At 59.3% G+C, this 17,707-nt stretch carries 12 protein-coding genes; 5 read left to right on the forward strand and 7 right to left on the reverse strand.

Annotated elements, in window-relative coordinates:
• Nucleotides 1-398 precede the first annotated feature (398 nt).
• Entirely contained in the window at nucleotides 399-1,016 is a 618-nt protein-coding gene (locus tag ACSAMM_RS14490) for a C40 family peptidase (protein ID WP_457791987.1), read from the reverse strand.
• A 291-nt stretch (nucleotides 1,017-1,307) separates the two neighbouring features.
• On the opposite strand from ACSAMM_RS14490, the gene ACSAMM_RS14495 reads away from it, so the two are divergent.
• From ACSAMM_RS14495 to ACSAMM_RS14505, 3 genes are read left to right on the forward strand one after another with little or no spacing between them, the layout of a single operon-like run.
• Complete coding sequence (locus tag ACSAMM_RS14495) at nucleotides 1,308-2,078, forward strand: ATP-binding cassette domain-containing protein (protein WP_178724944.1); 771 nt, start codon at nucleotides 1,308-1,310, stop codon at nucleotides 2,076-2,078.
• Nucleotides 2,071-2,889: an ABC transporter permease gene (locus ACSAMM_RS14500; RefSeq protein WP_457791990.1), complete on the forward strand. Its 819-nt coding sequence runs from the start codon at nucleotides 2,071-2,073 to the stop codon at nucleotides 2,887-2,889. Before ACSAMM_RS14495 ends, ACSAMM_RS14500 begins: the two co-directional genes overlap by 8 nt.
• Before the next feature lie 46 nt (nucleotides 2,890-2,935).
• Nucleotides 2,936-3,940 carry an ABC transporter substrate-binding protein gene (locus ACSAMM_RS14505; RefSeq protein WP_178724940.1) on the forward strand — a complete coding sequence of 335 codons (1,005 nt, stop codon included), beginning with the start codon at nucleotides 2,936-2,938 and terminating at the stop codon, nucleotides 3,938-3,940.
• 138 nt (nucleotides 3,941-4,078) lie between these two features.
• On the opposite strand, the gene ACSAMM_RS14510 is transcribed toward ACSAMM_RS14505, so the two are convergent.
• From ACSAMM_RS14510 to ACSAMM_RS14525, 4 genes are all read right to left on the reverse strand, one after another.
• The gene (locus ACSAMM_RS14510; RefSeq protein WP_457791992.1) at nucleotides 4,079-5,299 is read right to left on the reverse strand and encodes a cadherin-like beta sandwich domain-containing protein; all 1,221 of its coding nucleotides are present in this window, start codon (nucleotides 5,297-5,299) and stop codon (nucleotides 4,079-4,081) included.
• Between the two features lie 15 nt (nucleotides 5,300-5,314).
• Nucleotides 5,315-9,607 carry a bacterial Ig-like domain-containing protein gene (locus ACSAMM_RS14515; RefSeq protein WP_457791993.1) on the reverse strand — a complete coding sequence of 1,431 codons (4,293 nt, stop codon included), beginning with the start codon at nucleotides 9,605-9,607 and terminating at the stop codon, nucleotides 5,315-5,317.
• 230 nt (nucleotides 9,608-9,837) lie between these two features.
• The gene (locus tag ACSAMM_RS14520) at nucleotides 9,838-10,947 is read right to left on the reverse strand and encodes a Gfo/Idh/MocA family protein (RefSeq protein ID WP_457791994.1); all 1,110 of its coding nucleotides are present in this window, start codon (nucleotides 10,945-10,947) and stop codon (nucleotides 9,838-9,840) included.
• Nucleotides 10,948-10,961: 14 nt separating this feature from the next.
• On the reverse strand, nucleotides 10,962-11,684 hold the full coding sequence (locus ACSAMM_RS14525) for a ThuA domain-containing protein (RefSeq protein WP_457791996.1): 723 nt from the start codon (nucleotides 11,682-11,684) through the stop codon (nucleotides 10,962-10,964).
• Between the two features lie 244 nt (nucleotides 11,685-11,928).
• On the opposite strand from ACSAMM_RS14525, the gene ACSAMM_RS14530 reads away from it, so the two are divergent.
• Nucleotides 11,929-12,717 carry a helix-turn-helix domain-containing protein gene (locus ACSAMM_RS14530; protein WP_457791997.1) on the forward strand — a complete coding sequence of 263 codons (789 nt, stop codon included), beginning with the start codon at nucleotides 11,929-11,931 and terminating at the stop codon, nucleotides 12,715-12,717.
• 22 nt (nucleotides 12,718-12,739) lie between these two features.
• The gene (locus ACSAMM_RS14535) at nucleotides 12,740-13,726 is read left to right on the forward strand and encodes a lactonase family protein (RefSeq protein WP_457791998.1); all 987 of its coding nucleotides are present in this window, start codon (nucleotides 12,740-12,742) and stop codon (nucleotides 13,724-13,726) included.
• A 53-nt stretch (nucleotides 13,727-13,779) separates the two neighbouring features.
• On the opposite strand, the gene ACSAMM_RS14540 is transcribed toward ACSAMM_RS14535, so the two are convergent.
• Complete coding sequence (locus ACSAMM_RS14540) at nucleotides 13,780-15,486, reverse strand: DEAD/DEAH box helicase (RefSeq protein WP_457791999.1); 1,707 nt, start codon at nucleotides 15,484-15,486, stop codon at nucleotides 13,780-13,782.
• 193 nt (nucleotides 15,487-15,679) lie between these two features.
• Nucleotides 15,680-17,617, reverse strand: a complete 1,938-nt coding sequence (locus ACSAMM_RS14545) for a thioredoxin domain-containing protein (protein WP_457792000.1) — start codon at nucleotides 17,615-17,617, stop codon at nucleotides 15,680-15,682.
• Nucleotides 17,618-17,707: the final 90 nt, after the last annotated feature.

The following is a 17,707-nucleotide window of genomic DNA, read 5'->3' on the forward strand; positions in this document are numbered from 1 at the left end:
ACACAACACGCAAAAACTCCCTGAAGCCAGCCGGCTTTCAGGGAGTTTTTGCGATCAGACAGCCTTTGAGGCCGACGATACGCGGCGCAGGCGTCTGGATAGAGAAGCCCTGCCGCTAAACCTACTGTTTAGCGTCCTTTCCGCTGTTTTCTCAGTGTCAAAAGCATGGCCCCCGCCGCTGTCGCCAGCATGCAGGCGGCAGCCGGCGCTACGGAACCTGTGCCGGGGGAGGACGGAGAAGGATCCTCCGACGTATCCGACTCATCCGGTATGCCCGGCTCTTCCGCTTCTTGATAATCCACCGCACGGCCGTCGGTCAGGAACTGGAAGCCATTCGGGACAATGTCGTGAAATAACCAAAAAGAGGCGCCGCGTTAGGTGTGCCTCTTTTTTGCCACCTAGAACCGCCGGGCAGTCACATAGTGATCGGTGAAATACTTCAGCGTCATGTCCTGCACAATAACCGGTTTTTCCTCGTTGCTGCAGGCGATGAACCGGCCGCCTCCGAGATAAATGCCGGTGTATTGGGCGATCTCCGGGGTGTCGTTGTAGAAGAACACCACATCGCCGGCTTGCAACTCGTCCTTGCCGACCGCCGTTCCCGCCTTGGCCAAATCGCCGGTCTTGCGGGGAGCCGTGATGCCGTTCTGTTTCAGGCAGTAATACACGAAGCCGGAATTGTCAAAATCGTCGGGTCCGGCCGCGCCGTACCGATAGGGCTTGCCCTCCAGGGTTTTGGCCAGGGTGGCGATGGCGTCTCCCTTGTCGTCCGAAGGCGTCTCGGGCGGAGTGGTTGGGGGCGTGGTGGGCGGCGTGGTGGGATCGCCGCTTTCCGGCGGCGTGGTGGGCGGTGCCTCGGTGGGTGCCGTGGTGCTCTCGTCGGCTTTACCGGAGGTCGTGGTGCCCGGGGCGGAGGACTGGGGCTTACCGCCGACCGGCGTGCCGTCGCAGGCGGCCAGCAGCAGGGAGGTCAGGAACAGGGAGACCAGAAGCGCGGGGATACGGATCTTTTTCATACAAAACACCTCTCGCATATATTGAATTGGAGGAACTTTCCTTATCTTCAGTGTACGGCACGGACACGCCGAATGCAATGACAGCGCGGTTACAATCCGCTTACAGTTTCTTTACCTTTTCCGGGAGTTCTGGAAAAAAGTGTAACAAAACGTTCAAACCGGATGACAGGTTTGTTTCCGGCCCCGCCACGGTTCCCCGCACCAATCGGGGCTTGCCACCATACTATGGGATGTAAGCGCCCGCGGCGCCGGCCGCCGCGAGCTTTACAGGAAATTGCAGGGCGTGAGGTGATGGGTTTGGAAATTCTTCGGGTGGAGAACATAGAGGAGAAGTATCAAGCGCAAAACGGAGAAGTCACCGCCCTTGAGAACATATCGTTTTCCATGGACAAGGGCGAGTTCATGAGCATCGTGGGGCCCAGCGGCTGCGGCAAATCCACGCTGCTGTCCATTCTGGCCGGGCTACTGAAGCCCACGGCCGGCGCCGTGTATGTCAAGGGGGAAAAGGTCGAGGGCATCTCCGGCCACATCGGCTATATGCTGCAAAAGGACAGCCTGCTGGACTGGCGCACCATTTACAGCAACGTGCTGTTTGGACTGGAAGTCCGGCATATGCTCACCCAGGAGACCGTCGACCGGGCGGTGCAGCTGCTGAAAACCTACGGACTGTACGAATTCAAGGATAAATACCCGGCGCAGCTGTCCGGCGGCATGCGGCAGCGGGCGGCCCTAATTCGCACCCTGGCCATCAACCCGGATATCCTGCTGCTGGACGAGGCGTTTTCCGCCCTGGATTACCAAACGCGCCTGACCGTCACCGAGGACGTGTACCGTATCCTCAAGCAGGAGGCGATCACCACCGTCATGGTCACCCACGACATTCCGGAAAGCATCAGCATGGGCGACCGGATTCTGGTGCTCACCGCCCGGCCGGCGAGGGTGAAGGAAATCCTGGACATCGATTTCGGCATGGATCACCGCACCCCGCTGTCCTGCCGGAACAATCCGAAATTCGGGCAATATTTCGACCACATATGGAAAGAACTGGGGATGCATGCTTAAGAAAACCGACATCCCGCCGCTGTCAAAGGAGCGGCGGCAGTATCTGAAAAAGCAAAAGCAGCGAAAAAGGCATATCCTGTACTGGCAAATCGGTATTCTGGTCGTTTTTATAGCCGCCTGGGAAATCGCGGCGCGGGTGGGGCTCATCGACAGCTTCATTCTCAGCCAGCCCACCCGGATTCTGCGCACCTACTTCAACATGGCCCAGAACGATTTGCTCATGCATATGGGCGTCACGATTTACGAAACCCTGGTGGGCTTCCTGCTCGGCGCGGCGCTGGGCACCCTGCTGGCCATCGTGCTGTGGTGGAGCGCCTTCGTCTCCAAGGTCAGCGAGCCCTACCTGGTGGTGCTCAACAGCCTGCCCAAAATCGCTCTGGGGCCGGTGATCATCATCCTCGTCGGCGCCGGGACAAAAGCCATCATTTTCATGGCACTGGCCATCTCCCTCATCGTCACGGTCCTGGAAATGCTCAGCGGCTTCCGCTCCACCGATAAGGAGCTTATCAAAATGGCCGCCACCTTCGGCGCGTCTAAACGGCAGATTTTCACCAAGGTGGTGTTCCCCTCCAACATCGTCACCCTCTTCAACTCCCTGAAAATCAACATTGGCCTGTCCCTGGTGGGCGTTATCGCCGGGGAGTTCCTGGTGTCCAAGGCAGGCCTCGGCTATCTCATCGTCTACGGCGGGCAGGTGTTTCAGCTCGACCTGGTGATGGCCAGCGTCATCATCCTGTCGGTGGTGGCCGCCCTGATGTACGAGGGCGTCGTGCTGCTTGAAAAGCTGGTCATGCGGTGGTACGGGCATTGACCCGCCGCCGCTTCTCCAAAAGCTAATTTCGGAAAGGAAGGATTCTATGAAGCCTACATACCGGCGTCTTATCGGCGCGGCGGCCTGCGCCGCCCTCATTGCCCTGCTGCCCGCTGGCTGCGGCGGCAAAACGGCGGGCGACAAGGTGACCGTCTGCGAGGTTACCCACTCCATCTTCTACGCCCCTCAGTACGCGGCCATCGAGCTGGGCTTTTTCGGCGAGGAGGGCATCGACATCGAGCTGTCCAACGGCCAGGGGGCTGACAAGGTCATGGCCGCCGTCCTCTCGGGGAATATCGACATCGGCTTCGCCGGCCCCGAGGCCTCCATCTATGTGTACAACGAGGGCAAGGAGGACTATACCCAGGTCTTCGCCCAAATGACCCAGCGGGACGGCTCCTTCCTGGTGGGCCGGAAAAAGGACGCTTCCTTCTCCTGGGATAAGATCCGGGGCAAGACCATTCTGCCCGGCCGCAAGGGCGGCGTGCCCTATATGGCGCTCGAATACGTCATCCGCAAAAACGGCGTGGATCCGTATAAGGACGTCACCCTGGACAACAGCATCCAGTTCGCCCTGATGGCTGGCGCCTTCACCAGCGGCACCGGGGATTACGTCACCCTGTTCGAGCCCACCGCCTCCATGCTGGAGGCCGAAGGCAAGGGCTATATCGTGGCCTCCATCGGCAAGGAGAGCGGCGAAATCCCCTACACCGCCTATTTCGCCAAGAAAAGCTATATCGAGAAAAATGCGGATCTCATCGAACGCTTCACCCGCGCCGTCTATAAGGGGCAGCAGTGGGTGGCCTCTCACACCGCCCGGGAGGTGGCCGAGATCGTGGCCCCCTCCTTCCCCGATACCAGCGTCGATCTGCTCACCACCGTGGTGCAACGGTATAAGGACATCGACGCCTGGAGCCCCGATCCCGTCCTGAAGGAATCCTCTTTCAGCCTGCTGCAGGAAGTCATGACCCAGGCGGGCGAACTCAAGCAGGCAGCGCCATATGGCAAAGTGGTCAACACCGCCTTCGCAGAAAAGGTCAAGGCCCAGTAGGGAGGCGGCGGAACACTTTTCATATAGAGGGGACAACCGCTTACAAGGGGCCGGATTCCGGCCCCCGATGCCCCACACCCCAAAAGCCCCCGGCCGTATGGCCGGGGGCTTTTGGGGGTAACCAGGCTTGTCGATTCGTCAGCGGCCTTTTCTCTTCGCAAACAGCCCATATCCCATGCCGATGCCGCCGCCCAGGCCAGCCGCCCCCACCAGCAGCAGCGTCCACCAGGGGACGCCGGAGGCTGGTGCGGCACTTCCCGGAACAGCTGCGCCCGTCGTCGTGGCCGCCTGGGTCGGTTCGGTCGCCGGCGTGGTCGGCTTCTCGTCCACACGGCCGTCGTGGGCCGCCGCCCGCTTGACAACGACCGTGTACTCCTTCTTGTCTCCGTTTTCCGCCGTGCAGATCACCTGCACCGGGTTGTCCTGCCCGGCGGCCAAATTGTCCCCGCCGATGACCGCCACACTGGCTCTGCCGTCCGCCGCCTTGCCGCTGATCTTCACACTGGCGGTTTCATACGGCAGCCACACCACGTACTCGGTCACGTCGGCGCGGAACCCTGGCGACAATAGAAATCCGTCCACGGTGATACCCGCTAAGGTATTGTTCCCGCTTGCCACATAGTTGGGATCCTTCTCCCGGTGCACCCGGATGGTGTAGGTCTTCTTCGCACCATTTTCCGCCGTCACCGTGACCGTCACATTCGTCGTGCCGTCCGGCTTCAGCGTCGGGCTGTTCACGCTCACCTTCGCCTTGCCGTCCGCCGCCGTCGCCTCCACTTCCAGCTTGGACACGCTGAAGGGTACCTCCGCCGTGTAGCTGGTCGTGTTTGCATGAAAAGCGGGAGATATAGTCGCGTTGCTCACCGTCAGGGAGGCCAGCGCGTTATCGCCGGATAGCGGCGCGCCCACGGTGGCGCTGTAGCGGACAGTGCCGATACCCGCGTCCGCGCTGCCGTCCGAGGCTTTCACATCCTGGTAAGACACGGTGATTTTCGTCCCCGCCGCCACGTCCTTCACCTTGAAGGAGACGGTGAACAAATCCTTGCCGCCGTTGATGGGCGCAGACAGGTTGTTGTCGTAGGCCACCATGTTATTGCCATTGAACTCCACCGCCCAAGGCGCCGCGATTTTCTGCTTGGTGCCGGTCAGCTGGAGCTGGCCGCCGTCATAGGTCAGAGTACCCGACGCGCCCGACAGGTTCGAACCGTTCAGCTTGAAGGTCAGGGTGATGGTGTCCCCCGCCCGGACGGTTCCGGGGCCGGACAGGCTGGCGGAGGCCGCCGTGGCCGACGCCGTAAAGGGAACCAGCAGCAATATTGTCAGCAGCAGAGCCGACAGGCTCGAGGCAATCTTTTTCATATTCGTTTTCCTCCGTCAGCACGCCCGGGGCTGAATCTTATCCTTACCCAGAATGTGCGCCTTGATTTGAATGAAGTCGGTAATGGATATGGCTTTGTCCCCGCTGGTGTCCGCTGCCTTCGCCGCCGCCCCGGCAAGGGCGCTCTTTTTCAGCACATGCGCCTTGACCGCCAGCATGTCGGTGATGGTAATCTGCCCGTCGCCGTTGGTATCTCCGGTCACCACAACCGCCGCTGTCTGCTTAACCGTCCCGCCGTCCAGCAACTTCACCGCCATGCCGGTGCCCACCAAAGCGTTCCCGGTCACCTCCGTGTTCCCCTTGTACACCTTGCAGTAATCTTTTTCGTTGATGCCGCCCAGCAGCTGCGCCGCCGTGGTGCCCGCTCCGACTTTGCTGAGGAATCCGCCGCCGACACTGTATGTGCCGCTGGTGATGGACGAGGGGACGCGGCTTTTCACCGTCACCGTGAAGGAAATGGGCGGCGTCTCCTGATACCGAATAGAAATCGTCTGTGTCCCGATTTGGTTGGGGTTGTACTGATCCGCCCCCCAGGAGCCCTCCAGCTTTTGTTCCGCCGTGGTGCCGTTGTTGTAGCGAATGAGGATGACCGCACCGCTCAAGGAAAGCTCCTCCCCGACAAAATAGACGGTCTTGTTCGGCTTGGCCTTCCACGCGATGGACACCGGTTTTTTAGCCTCCACCGTTACGGTGAAAGAGGTCTCTTTCCCTTGATAAGAAATCGCCATGGTTTTGATGCCGGGCGCGGAATCGTACCCTTGAATCGTTACCCGATCGGTAACGATTTCCGAGGTGTTGTTGTCGTAATAAGCCGTGACTTCCATTCCGGCCGCGCTGAAGGCATTCCCTTCGATATACGTCAGCTTGTTCGGCAGCCGGGATACGGCAATTCCGGTAAGGGTTTTGGATAGGACCATCACCGTCAGCGTCGTTGTTTTCCCACGGCAGTCAATTCGCACCTCCTGCCTTCCCGGCTGGCTGAAATCATAGGTTTCCGTCCAGCCGGTGGCGAGGACTTCTTTTGTCCCGTTATCAAATACCAGGGTCAGTTCCATCCCCGTCGTATCCAGCGCGGTTCCTTCCACATAGGTCATTTGATCCGGGTTCTTAGTGACCGCAATCGACACCAGCGCCTTGCCCCGCACCGTCACCTCCAAAGCCGCCGTCTTGCCCCCATAGGTCACAGTGAGCCGCTTGACGCCCGGTGTGGAGTCGTAACCGCTGATACCATAGTCCGTCACCACCTCCGAGGTGCCGTTGTCGTAGTAAGCGGTAATTTCCATCCCCGCCGAATCAAAAGCATCCCCTTCCAGATAGGTTCGCTTAGCTGGCTGCTTCGTCACTCGAATTTCCGTCAGCGTCTTGGCCCGCACCGTCACCTCAAAAGTTGCTGTTTTTCCGCCATAGGTAACCGTAATGATCTTAGCCCCGGGCGCGGAATCGTAGCCGCCGATGCCGTAATCCGTCACCACCTCCGAGGTATCGTTATTATAGTGGGCGGTAACCACCATGCCGGATGCGTCGAATTCATCCCCTTCCAAGTATTCGTTTTTGATCGGATGAGTCACCTCGATACGCTCGACCGACTTCTTAGTGATCTCCACCTCAAAGGTCGCCTTTCCCCACTTGTAGGTGACAGTCAATTTTTGCGTCCCCACTCGGGTATTATCGAATCCGGTTACCATATCAAGAGTTAGATCAATGATTTCGGAGGAACCGTTGTTGTAATAAACGGTGACCTTTCCGCCGGTGACATTCAGTTCGTCCTTGCCTTCGAGGTATTCCGTTTTGGTCGGCGGGCTTACCTCAATTTTAGTGAGAGATTTGGCTATTATGGTTACTTCAAAGGCGGTGGTTTTCCCTTGATAAGTAATGGTTAGTATCTGCTTGCCAATCCTGGTATTATCAAAACCGCTCACCATATCCAAAGTAAGGGCGATCTCCTCACCGGTTCCATTGTTGTAGGTGAGAGTGAGCCAACCGCCGGCGGGATCAAAAGCGGTCTCCTCAATGTATTCCACCTTGGTTGGATTCTGCCTTAGTGAGATGGAAACGAGCGATTTTTCAAAAATCATGGGCACACTCATCAACTCTGGGCAAAGATAATCCTTGTTCCCAATCATCGTCCAGACAAGGTCAAAGTTAAAGTCTATAAAAGTACTTTCCTGTTTCATTTGTTCCATTGAACAGGAAGTCGTGAAGTCGTCGCCAGTGACGCCTTGAGAGATAATATTAAGATAATAACAATTTCTGACGGCTTTTCCATCGCCATTCCGTCCTGCAATCCCGGCTATATAAAATCCTGGCCCTGTCGTGCTGCCAGTATTGTAACAATCACAAATTGTTCCGCCGCTCTGATTTTCCCCTGCGATCCCACCTACATCGCCAGTATTACTGAACACGCTACCGATATTGTAGCAATTGCGGATCGTTCCCCGGCTGATCCCTGCAATTCCACCGGTCTCTGCTGACGTATACCTCCCTAAATATTCAGAAAAAACAGAAGAGCTCACATTCCCGGTATTGTAGCACTCACTAATGGTGCTGCCCTGATTATATCCTGTGATCCCGCCTATATAGGGAGCGCATGCAGAGATCACATCGGGAGATGTGGATGAAACGGTAGTGCTTACCCTTCCGGTATTGTAGCAATTGTCGATTGTTCCCGCCAGACTATAGCCAGCAATTCCACCTACATGAGCGTGTGCACTGCTGGAGGTATTAGAAGACGAAAACGAAACTGAGACACCTATGCTTCCCGTGTTATGGCAATTGCTGATGGTTCCCTCCCGGTTATAACCAGCGATCCCGCCCACATAGGAGTTCATGTAGGCATATGCAGACGAAACAGCAGCGCTCACAGTACCGTCCACCATGCCTACGTTTCGAATAATTCCTGTATTACAACCAAACAGTCCTACAAAAACAGGATTCTTGTCCGAAATGCTTATTTCTAATCCATGAATGGTATGATTAGCGCCATCAAAGACGCCAAAGAACGGGTTTTCACTTGTTCCAATCGGCTCCCAGCCCTGGCCGTCATTGTAAAAAAAACCGTTTTCGGCAAAGTCGTCTGTGGTAAAATGAATGTCCGCCACCATTTTAAAATATGCACCCAAATGGTTCCGCACATTATTCAGGTGTTCTTTATTGGCAATAAGATAAGGGGCATATTGCGCCCCTGTCCCGCCGTTAAATTCTGTGACATTTTCCTCTTGAACATCAGCATGGAACATCTTTTGTAGTTCTGGATAAGGATACGTTTCATTTCCAGACATTGTCCAGATGGCATCAAAGTCAAAACCCGAAAAGGTAGCCTGTGATCTCATTTGTTCCATCGTACAGGAAACTGTATTATCCTCTCCGGTACCAACGCCGACTTTGGAAGCCACATTCAGATAATAACAATCTTCGCCTAGTGTTCCGTATCCATTCCCCCCCGCGATCCCGCCTGCATAGGCACTGGAAGTGAAACGATCCGGTGAATAAAAAACAGTGGCATCCACACTGCCGATATTGTAGCAATTGCCGATCGTGCCATAACTTGTATTATACCCCACGATTCCGCCTGCATGGGCTTCGAATTGGTCACTGTGAGAATGGAAAGAAGTGGACAAAGTAGCGTTTACGCTACCAATGTTATAGCAATTGCTGATTTTTCCATAATTTTCTCCTGCAATTCCCCCAGCATGAGTTCTGGGAAAGTCAATTCGATCGCTTGAATGAAAAATAGTGGCACTCACATTTCCAGTATTGTAGCAATTGCTGATCGTACCATAACTTGTATTATATCCCACGATCCCGCCTGCATAAGCATCCGGAGTAGTAGGATAAGATTTAGATTTGGCAGATACATCACAATCTATGAGACCAAGATTTTTGATTTCCCCTTTATTAAAACCAAACAATCCGGCACAAATCCCTCCTGTTCCGCTACGGTAACAAGCTAGGCCATCAACGATGTGACCATCCCCGTCAAATACGCCTGTAAAATATCGATCTGCCCCAATCGGCTCCCAGCCCTGCCCTCCGTTATAAAACTCCCCTCCTTGGGCAAAATCCGCCTCGTTAAATTCAATATCCGCGACCATCAAAAAATGTGCGTCCAGATGGTTCCGCACATTGTTCAAATGCGTTTTGTTTGAAATGAGATACGGACTCTCCTCCGTCCCGTCTCCGCCCAGAAATTCCGCGGTATTTTCCATCGCTGATAAAGTCCCGACAGGGAGCGCCAGCATCCATATCCATGTCGCCAAGAAAAACGCAAGCCCCTTTTTAATGCGTTTCATATGTATCGTCCCCCCTATAAAATGACGTAGTTATTCTCCGTAGTATTATAAAATTTTCCAGCGGTTTTCTGTTCTTCTGACAGGAGAATTTTCAAAAATTTGGAAAAATATTTTAAAAAACGGCCGCACCTGTCACGGGTGCAGCCGTGTTTCCATGATAATTATCCGGGCGGCCGACAGAGGATTCTGCCGAAAAGGCCGCTGCGGCAAGCCGGAAAAGCTTGAAGGGCCTAATCGTCCAGAATGCCGTCGAGAAGGCCGGTGCGCATCGGCTCCCGCCGGGTATAGGCGGAGGTCAGGGGGACGAAGCGCTGCTCTTGACTGCTCTTATAAAGAGACTCCATGATTTCCAGGACGTGGAAGGTCTGCTGACAGTCCGCGCGGAACGCCCGGCCGGTGCGCAGCGCCTTGGCCATGTCAGCCAGGCCGAGGGCCCGGCTGTTCTCCGCGTAAGGGAATAGGAGAGGCAGCTCCCGCCGGGTGCCGTCCTCCGGACGGTATAGCTCGACAGGGCCGCCGAAGCCGTTGGGATCGGGACACACCAGCGTGCCCTCCGCGCCGTAAACCTCCAGGCGCGCCTGCCCCCAATAGTGGACGTCAAAGGTGGTGAACAGGGTGCCCACCGCCCCGCTGGCGAATTGCAGCAGGCCGGCCACATAGGTGGGCACGTGGACGTGGATGGTCTCGCCGCGGTGCGGCTGGCTGGTGATCAGCCGCTCGGGGAAGGAGGCGCGGGCCATCCCGGAGACCATGGACACGCCGCCGAGCAGGTTCACCAGAGCCGTCAGATAATAGGGCCCCATGTCAAAGAGAGGGCCGCCTCCCCGCTGGTAGTAGAAATCGGGATCGGGATGCCAGCTTTCATGTCCACGGCAGATCATGAAGGCCGCGGCCCCCACCGGCTCCCCGATATAGCCGTCGTCGATCAGGCGGCGGCAGGTTTGCAGCCCGGCCCCCAGGAAGGTATCGGGCGCGCCGCCGAGCAGCAGCCCCTTTTCCTCCGCGAGCCGCACCAGCTCCCGGCCCTCCGCGAGATCGGCGGCCAGGGGCTTTTCGCTGTACACATGCTTGCCGGCCAGCAGGGCCGCGCGGGACACCTCGAAATGCTCGTAAGGACGGGTCAGGTTCAGCACAATGTCCACCGCGGGATCGGCAAACAGATCGTGCATGGTGGGGTATTGCTTGGGAATGCGGTACTTCTCCACGGCCGCCCGCGCCCGTTCGTCGATCAGATCGCAGACGCCCACGATTTCCAGCTCCCGGAACCGGGCGGTGATATTCTCCAGATAGATACCGCTGATGGCGCCGACGCCCACGACGCCGATGCGTACTTTTTCCATAATTCCCTCTCCCGTCAATACATTTTGGCGCTGTTTTCAAACCGCTCGGCGGTCAGTCCATGGTCCCGGGCGAAGGTCCGGCCGGCGGCCGCCCACAGCATGCCCCGGCGCATCAGCTCCTGGGCGGTCGGAGAGCGGTCGAACACGTCGTCGTGATGGCCCAGAGAGGTATAAAACACCCGGCCGTTGCCCCAGAATTTCGTCCAGGCGACCGGCATATCCACCGGCTTATTGGAAATGTGGTAATAATTCACCAGGGGGAAGCGGGTGGTGGCCAGCACCTCGATGGCGGGATCCACATGGAGATAATAGTGCTCGCTGCACACCTCGAAATCCTCCAGCCCCTCCACGATGGGGCTGCTGCCGGAGCGAATATTGACCGTGTAGGTCTGGCCGTCCCCGCCGGGATGGCTGACCCACTGGCCGCCGGTGATGAACTGCCACTCGGTATCCTGCCGGAAGGAGTCGCACATCCCTCCATGGCAGCCGGCCAGTCCCACCCCCTCGCCCACCGCTTTGGCGACGTTGCGGGTGTAGTCTCCGGGGATTTCCCCCATGGTCCAGCAGGCCACCAGCAAATCCATCTCCCGCAGGCGATCGAGATCGGCCAGGCAGTCCAGGGTGTCGGAGACTGTTACGGCGAAGCCGGCTTCCTCCAGCAGGCCCGCGAAACGGCGGGAGGTGAGCTGCGGCTCGTGACCGTCCCAGCCACCTTGGAAAATGAGAGCTTGTTTCATAAGTGTCCTCCTTACATGGCATTAAATATCGCAGGGCAGGCCCGCGCCCTGCTCCTGGGAGGCAAAGGCCAGATCGATGATCCGTATCACCCGCAGGGCCTGCACCGGCTTAACGATAAGCTTTTCCTCCAAAATTCCTAACCAATATGGTCTTTACTTGCATTATAGCAGGGGAAGTGATAAAATACAGGACAAAAGCGCAAGGAATTTGGACATTTGTTGCACACGGAAGGCGGGGCGGATCATGCATCCCTGGTATGAGAACCAAGAGACGGATATCCGGATGTTTTCGTCCTGCGATATGGCTTATCCCCTCCATCTTCACGAGTCCCTGGAAATCCTGTATGTGGAGCGGGGGACTATCCGCGTGACGGTGGGGGACGATGCGGCCGTCCTGCGGCCGAGGGAGCTGGCCGTGATTTTCCCGCATGTTCTGCACGGATACGCGCATGCGGATGGGGAGGACGGCCATCTGGTGCACCTGCTGATAGCCAAGCCGGCCCAGGCGGGGGATTATGCCCGCGCCCTTGTCAGCCGGCATCCGCGCTGCCCGTTCCTGTCCGTGGAAGAGCTGGACGAGGTACCGGTGGCTTTCCGTCATTTGCTGCGGCATGGGCGGGACGGAGACACGCCGGTCTGCCGGGCGTATCTCCAGCTGCTGCTCGCCCTGCTGTGGAACCGGCTGGAGTTGAAGCCCAACACCGACGCGGCCTATCAGGAGCTGACCTATCGGGCGGTGGATTATGTCAACGGCCATTTTTGTCAGCCGCTTTCCCTGGCGGATGTATCGCACGCCCTGGGGCTCAGCCCCTGCCAGACGTCCCGCCTGTTTTCCGGCAGGCTGGGCATGGGGTTTTCGGCCTATGTCGCGGCGCTGCGGATACAGCGCGCCCAGGAGCTGCTGGCGCGCACCGATCGGCCGGTGATGGAAATTGTCTACGCCTGCGGGTTTGACAATCCGCGCACCTTTAACCGCACGTTTCTCAAAGTCTGCGGGACGACGCCCCGCGCCTACCGGCAGGAACGAAAATAAGATACGAAAAGAGGGGTTCGTCATGGCTTATTGCCTATATGCCGCGTGCTGCTCCCGCCAGGGCGGCATCGCGGTGCTGGACGGGACGGAGGAGGGGACACTGTCCCTGCGGCAGATGGCGACGGCCGACCGGCCCATGTATATGGCCATGGACGGCGGGAAGCTGCTGACGCTGCTGCTGGCGCCGGAGGGCTGCGGGGGAGACAGCGCTTTGACGGCCTTCCCCCAGGAAAAGGACGGCCGGCTGCGGCCCCACGGGGAGCTGCGTTCCACCGGAGGGGTGGAGGCCTGCCATCTGGCGGCCCGGGGCGGCCGGGTATGGTGCGCCAATTATGGCACCGGCAGCGCGGCGCTGTTGGAAGGGGAGACGCGCCGCTTGGCCGTTTTCGAGGGACAAGGCCCTCACAGGGATCGGCAGGAGGCGGCGCACATCCATCAAGTGGCGTTCACCCCCGACGGGGAATTTCTCGCGGCGGTGGATTTGGGCAGCGACAGCCTGCTGCTGCTGGATGCGGAGCTGCGGCTGAAAAACCGTACGGCTCTGCCCGCCGGGAGCGGGCCGCGTCATTTGGCGTTTTCGCCGGACGGGCGCTTCGCCTGGTGCGTCAACGAGCTGGCTTCCACCGTGACGGCGCTGGCCTATGAACCGGGGCGGTTTCACGTGCTTCAGACCGTGCCGGCCCTGCCGGCGGAGATGCGGCCGGCGGAAAACTATCCCGCCGCCATCCGCGTCAGCCGGGACGGCCGCCGTGTGTTCGTGTCCAATCGGGGGGCCGACGTGATTACGGTGTTTGAAGCGGAGGGCGAGGCACTGCGGCTGACGCAGGCCGTCCCTTGCGGAGGGGCTTGGCCCCGGGACATCCTGCTGACGGCGGACGAACGGTTCCTTCTGGCCGCCAACGAGCGGAGCCATGCGGTGACGGCGCTTCCCCTCCGGGCGGGCCGTCTGTGCCCCCCGGTGAGCGCTCTGTCCCTCCCCGCGCCCTTGGCGCTGCTGGAATATACATAAACATATATAATAAAAAAGCCCGGCGCACCATCGCGGTGCGCCGGGCTTTTCACTCAGTACTTCTTGCGGCCCCGGCCCTCCAGCTCTCGCTTTTTGGGCAGGCGGCGGTAGTCGGGGCGGTTATCCCGGGGATAGGAACGGGGGGCCTGGCTGTAGCCGCCTCCGCCGCCCTTGTAGGCTTTGGTCACGGTGGGGTTGCCTCCGATTTGGCAGTCGGCCATGGCTTCCAGGGTTTCGTCAAACCGCGATTCCGGGATGGCCACCACCGTCTCGTTGTCGAAAATCTCGATTTTACCGATTTCCCGGCCGTTCATCCCGGTTTTGCCCGCGATGGCCGCCACGATGTGGTTGGGGGCGATCCGCTTGTCCCGGCCGATGTTGATGCTGATTTTCCGATAGCCGCCGGCCGGGCGGGGCGCGAAGCCCGAACCATAGGCCGGCGCTTTGATTTCCTCCAGCCCCTGGCTTTCCTCGCCGTAATGGAGCTGCAGCGCGGCGGCAGCCACGGCCGCGGGATCGTGCCCCTGCTGGATCAGCTCCTCCACCAGTGCCGCGAAGGGGGAGGGTTCCTCCTTCGCCAGCAGTTTCTCCAGTTCGGCGACATGCAGCCGCTGCTGTCTCAGCCGGATATCCTCGGGTTTGGGGATATCCGCCCGGGCGATGGAGGTCTTGACCATCCGGCCGATCTGCATAAGCTCGCCGACCTGCCGCCGGCCGCTGCAGATGGTGATCGCCTTGCCCGATTTCCCGGCCCGGCCGGTGCGGCCGATCCGGTGGACATAATACTCGCTGCTCTGCGGGATGTCGTAGTTGATCACATAATCGATGCCGGTGACGTCGATGCCCCGGGCGGCCACGTCGGTGGCCACCAGAATGCCGGTGCGCCCGTGCTTGAAGCCCTCCATCACCTTGGTGCGCTGGGATTGCTTCATATCGCCGTGCAGCCCTTCGGCCATAAAGCCGTGGCGGTCGAGATAAGCGGCGATTTCATCCACCATCCGCTTGGTGTTGCAGAAAATCATGGCCAGCTGCGGGTTCTCGTACCGCAGTATCAGGTTGAGAGCGTCCATCTTGCGGCCCATGGGTACGTCGATATACACCTGCTCGATGTTTTCCACCGTCTCCTGCCGCATTTGGATCTGCACCAAGACCGGATCCTTCTGATAGGTCCGGGTCAGGGCCAGGATGGCCGGCGGCATGGTGGCGGAGAAGAGAACGGTCTGTCTGTCCTCCGGGGTGTCGGTGAGAATGGTCTCGATATCCTCCCGGAAGCCCATGCTGAGCATTTCGTCCGCCTCGTCCAGCACAATCATTTTCAGGCGATCCAGCTTCAAGGTGCCCCGCCGCATGTGATCCATCACCCGGCCGGGGGTGCCTACCACCAGGTTGGCGGTTTTCAGCCGCAGGATCTGCCGATCCATCGGCGCGCCGCCGTAGACCTCCGCCGCCTGGATGCCGGGCAGGAACCGGGCCAGCTTGCGGATTTCCCCGCAGGCCTGCACCGCCAGCTCCCGGGTGGGGCAAAGGATCAGCACCTGGCAGCCGCCGCGCATGGCGGGGTCGATGATTTCCAGCGCCGGGACGCCGAAGGCCAGCGTCTTGCCGGTGCCGGTCTGGGACCGGCCGATGACATCCCGGCCGCTCTGGATAAGGGGAATGCTTTGGGATTGAATGTCGGTGGCGGTTTCGAAGCCCAGGGCCTCCACCGCCCGGCGGATTTCGGGGATTAGGTTTAGCTCTTCAAAGGGAATGGAATTCATGCATGTCCTCTTTTCGGTAAAATCTGGAATGCCGCTTCGCCGTGAAAAAAAGCGAGACTTTCGCCTCGCTTCCGTGCACGGTTTTCGCGGACAAATGTCTTTCAGCTCGGTTCGGCCAAAAGGTGCAAACAAGTCATTATACCACACATATCAGAAAAGCACAAGGGATTGTGCGGAATAAAAAACCGCCCCTTTATAAAGCCAACGTGTTGGAGGGTGGCAGGCAGGCATGAGCCCGGCAGACGTAGTAGGTGGTGCGGCTGTTGAGCAGCGGGTAGTCCGCTGTCGGCCCGGGCAGCACCCGAACGGTCGCATAAAGAGGCCGCCGCTTTTTCACGCTTTCCCATTCGCCGTCGCTGCCCAGGACGACGGTGACCGAGGGCGGCGGGTTGTCATGCAGCAGCAGGGCCAGCAGAAACAGGCTGTGCCCCGCCGGAAAGCTCGCCGCTTCGCCGGACAGGAAGGCCAGCTGCCGAAGCGCGGCCTGCTCCCAGTCGTCCTCCTGTGTCAGCTGGGACAGGCGGACGAAATTGAAGGCCATGACGGCGTTGCCGCTGGGCAGCGCGCCGTCATAGGTTTCCTTGGGCCGGATTACCAAGCGCTCATTAGCGTCCCCCGTCAGGTGGAAGCCGCCGGCGTCCGGGTCGGCGAACGAGGCCGCTTGCCGGCAGAACTGCTCCGCCCGGCGAAGATAGGCTTCCTCCAGCGTGGCATCAAACAGCATGAGCTGGGCGGCGGCGGAGAAGGCGTATTCATCCAGGAAACCGCGGGCCGTCCGTTTCCCCTCCCGGAAGCTGACATACAGGCCGTTTTCATCGGACAGATGGGTATCCAGGAACCGCTGCGCCGTTTTCGCGGCGTCGAGATAGCGGGGCGCGCCGGTGATCCGATAGAGAAAGGCTAGTGCCGCTATCATCAGCGCGTTCCAGGCGGTCAGGATTTTATCGTCCAAATGAAGGGAGTCCCGCTCCCGGCGGTAAGTGCGCACGGCCGGCAGCACGTCGTCGAAAGCGCCTTCGGGGCCGGTCGGGTGCAGGCGGTTGGGGATGCTGCCCCCTTCGAAGTTCCCCTGCGGCGTGATGCCGTAATACGCGTTGAACGCCCGCCCTTTTTCGTCTCCCAGCAAGGTGAGAAGTTCGTCGTAGTGGAACAGGTAATACCGCCCCTCCACGCCGCCGCTGTCGGCGTCCTGAGCCGCGTAAAACGCGCCGGCGGGGCTGGTCATCTCCCGCAGGACATAGTCCGCAGTTTTCTCCGCGGTGTCCAGGTGGGCAGCCGAGCCGGTCGCCGCATAGGCCGCCGCGTAGGCCAGGATCAGCAGCGCGTTGTCGTACAGCATTTTTTCAAAGTGCGGCGCGAGAAAATACCGATCGGTGGAATACCGGGAGAAGCCGTAGCCGATTTGGTCAAAGATACCGCCGCGGCGCATCTGGGTCAGGGTGGTTTCCGCCATGCGAAGAGTGCGGTCGTGCGCCTTCAGCTTACTGTAGGCAAGCAGAAACAGAAGATTGTGGGGCGTCGGGAATTTGGGCGCGTCGCCGAACCCGCCGTATTCCTCGTCATAGGCGGCGGAGAACCACCCGACCGCCCGCTCCGGCAGATCGGAATGGGGAGCCGCCTCCCCGGCGGGTGGCATGGCGGACGAAAGCTGCGCCAGCGCATCCTCGGCGGAGTGCAGCAGCGCCGGCCGGTTGTCCGCCCACTGCCGGGCAATGGTCCGCAGCAGATCGCGGAAACCGATCAGCCCGTGCCGCGCACGCGGGGGAAAATACGTGCCGGCGAAAAAGGGCTTTTGATCCGGCGTCAGGAACAGGCTCGTGGGCCAGCCGCCGCTGCCGGTAAACGCCTGGCACACCGCCATGTACACGCTGTCGATGTCCGGGCGTTCCTCCCGATCCACCTTGACGGCGATAAAATGAGCGTTGAGCAGGCGGGCGGTTTCCTCATCCTCGAAGCTCTCGCGGGCCATGACGTGGCACCAATGGCAGGTGCTGTAGCCGATGCTGAGAAAAACCGGCTTGTTTTCCCGTTTAGCCCGCGCGAAGGCTTCCTCCGACCACGGATACCAGTCCACCGGATTGTCGGCGTGCTGCAGCAGATAGGGGCTCGTCTCCCCGTGCAGATGATTCATGCGATACCAGCTTTCATGGAGGATTTTTACTAGTAGTATGCGCGGATTCGCCTGAGATATGGGCGCGGAGCCGCCGCAGCCGATGAAAAA

The sequence above is a fragment of the Anaeromassilibacillus sp. SJQ-5 genome (assembly GCF_054108045.1).

Bases quoted from the DNA above. Each gene is read 5' to 3' on its own strand.
- ACSAMM_RS14505 (WP_178724940.1), top strand. From the start codon at position 2,936: ATGAAGCCTACATACCGGCGTCTTATCGGCGCGGCGGCCTGCGCCGCC.
- ACSAMM_RS14495 (WP_178724944.1), top strand. From the start codon at position 1,308: ATGGGTTTGGAAATTCTTCGGGTGGAGAACATAGAGGAGAAGTATCAA.
- ACSAMM_RS14525 (WP_457791996.1), bottom strand. From the start codon at position 11,684: ATGAAACAAGCTCTCATTTTCCAAGGTGGCTGGGACGGTCACGAGCCG.
- ACSAMM_RS14545 (WP_457792000.1), bottom strand. From the start codon at position 17,617: ATGAATCATCTGCACGGGGAGACGAGCCCCTATCTGCTGCAGCACGCC.
- ACSAMM_RS14490 (WP_457791987.1), bottom strand. From the start codon at position 1,016: ATGAAAAAGATCCGTATCCCCGCGCTTCTGGTCTCCCTGTTCCTGACC.
- ACSAMM_RS14500 (WP_457791990.1), top strand. From the start codon at position 2,071: ATGCTTAAGAAAACCGACATCCCGCCGCTGTCAAAGGAGCGGCGGCAG.
- ACSAMM_RS14535 (WP_457791998.1), top strand. From the start codon at position 12,740: ATGGCTTATTGCCTATATGCCGCGTGCTGCTCCCGCCAGGGCGGCATC.
- ACSAMM_RS14520 (WP_457791994.1), bottom strand. From the start codon at position 10,947: ATGGAAAAAGTACGCATCGGCGTCGTGGGCGTCGGCGCCATCAGCGGT.
- ACSAMM_RS14510 (WP_457791992.1), bottom strand. From the start codon at position 5,299: ATGAAAAAGATTGCCTCGAGCCTGTCGGCTCTGCTGCTGACAATATTG.
- ACSAMM_RS14540 (WP_457791999.1), bottom strand. From the start codon at position 15,486: ATGAATTCCATTCCCTTTGAAGAGCTAAACCTAATCCCCGAAATCCGC.
- ACSAMM_RS14515 (WP_457791993.1), bottom strand. From the start codon at position 9,607: ATGAAACGCATTAAAAAGGGGCTTGCGTTTTTCTTGGCGACATGGATA.
- ACSAMM_RS14530 (WP_457791997.1), top strand. From the start codon at position 11,929: ATGCATCCCTGGTATGAGAACCAAGAGACGGATATCCGGATGTTTTCG.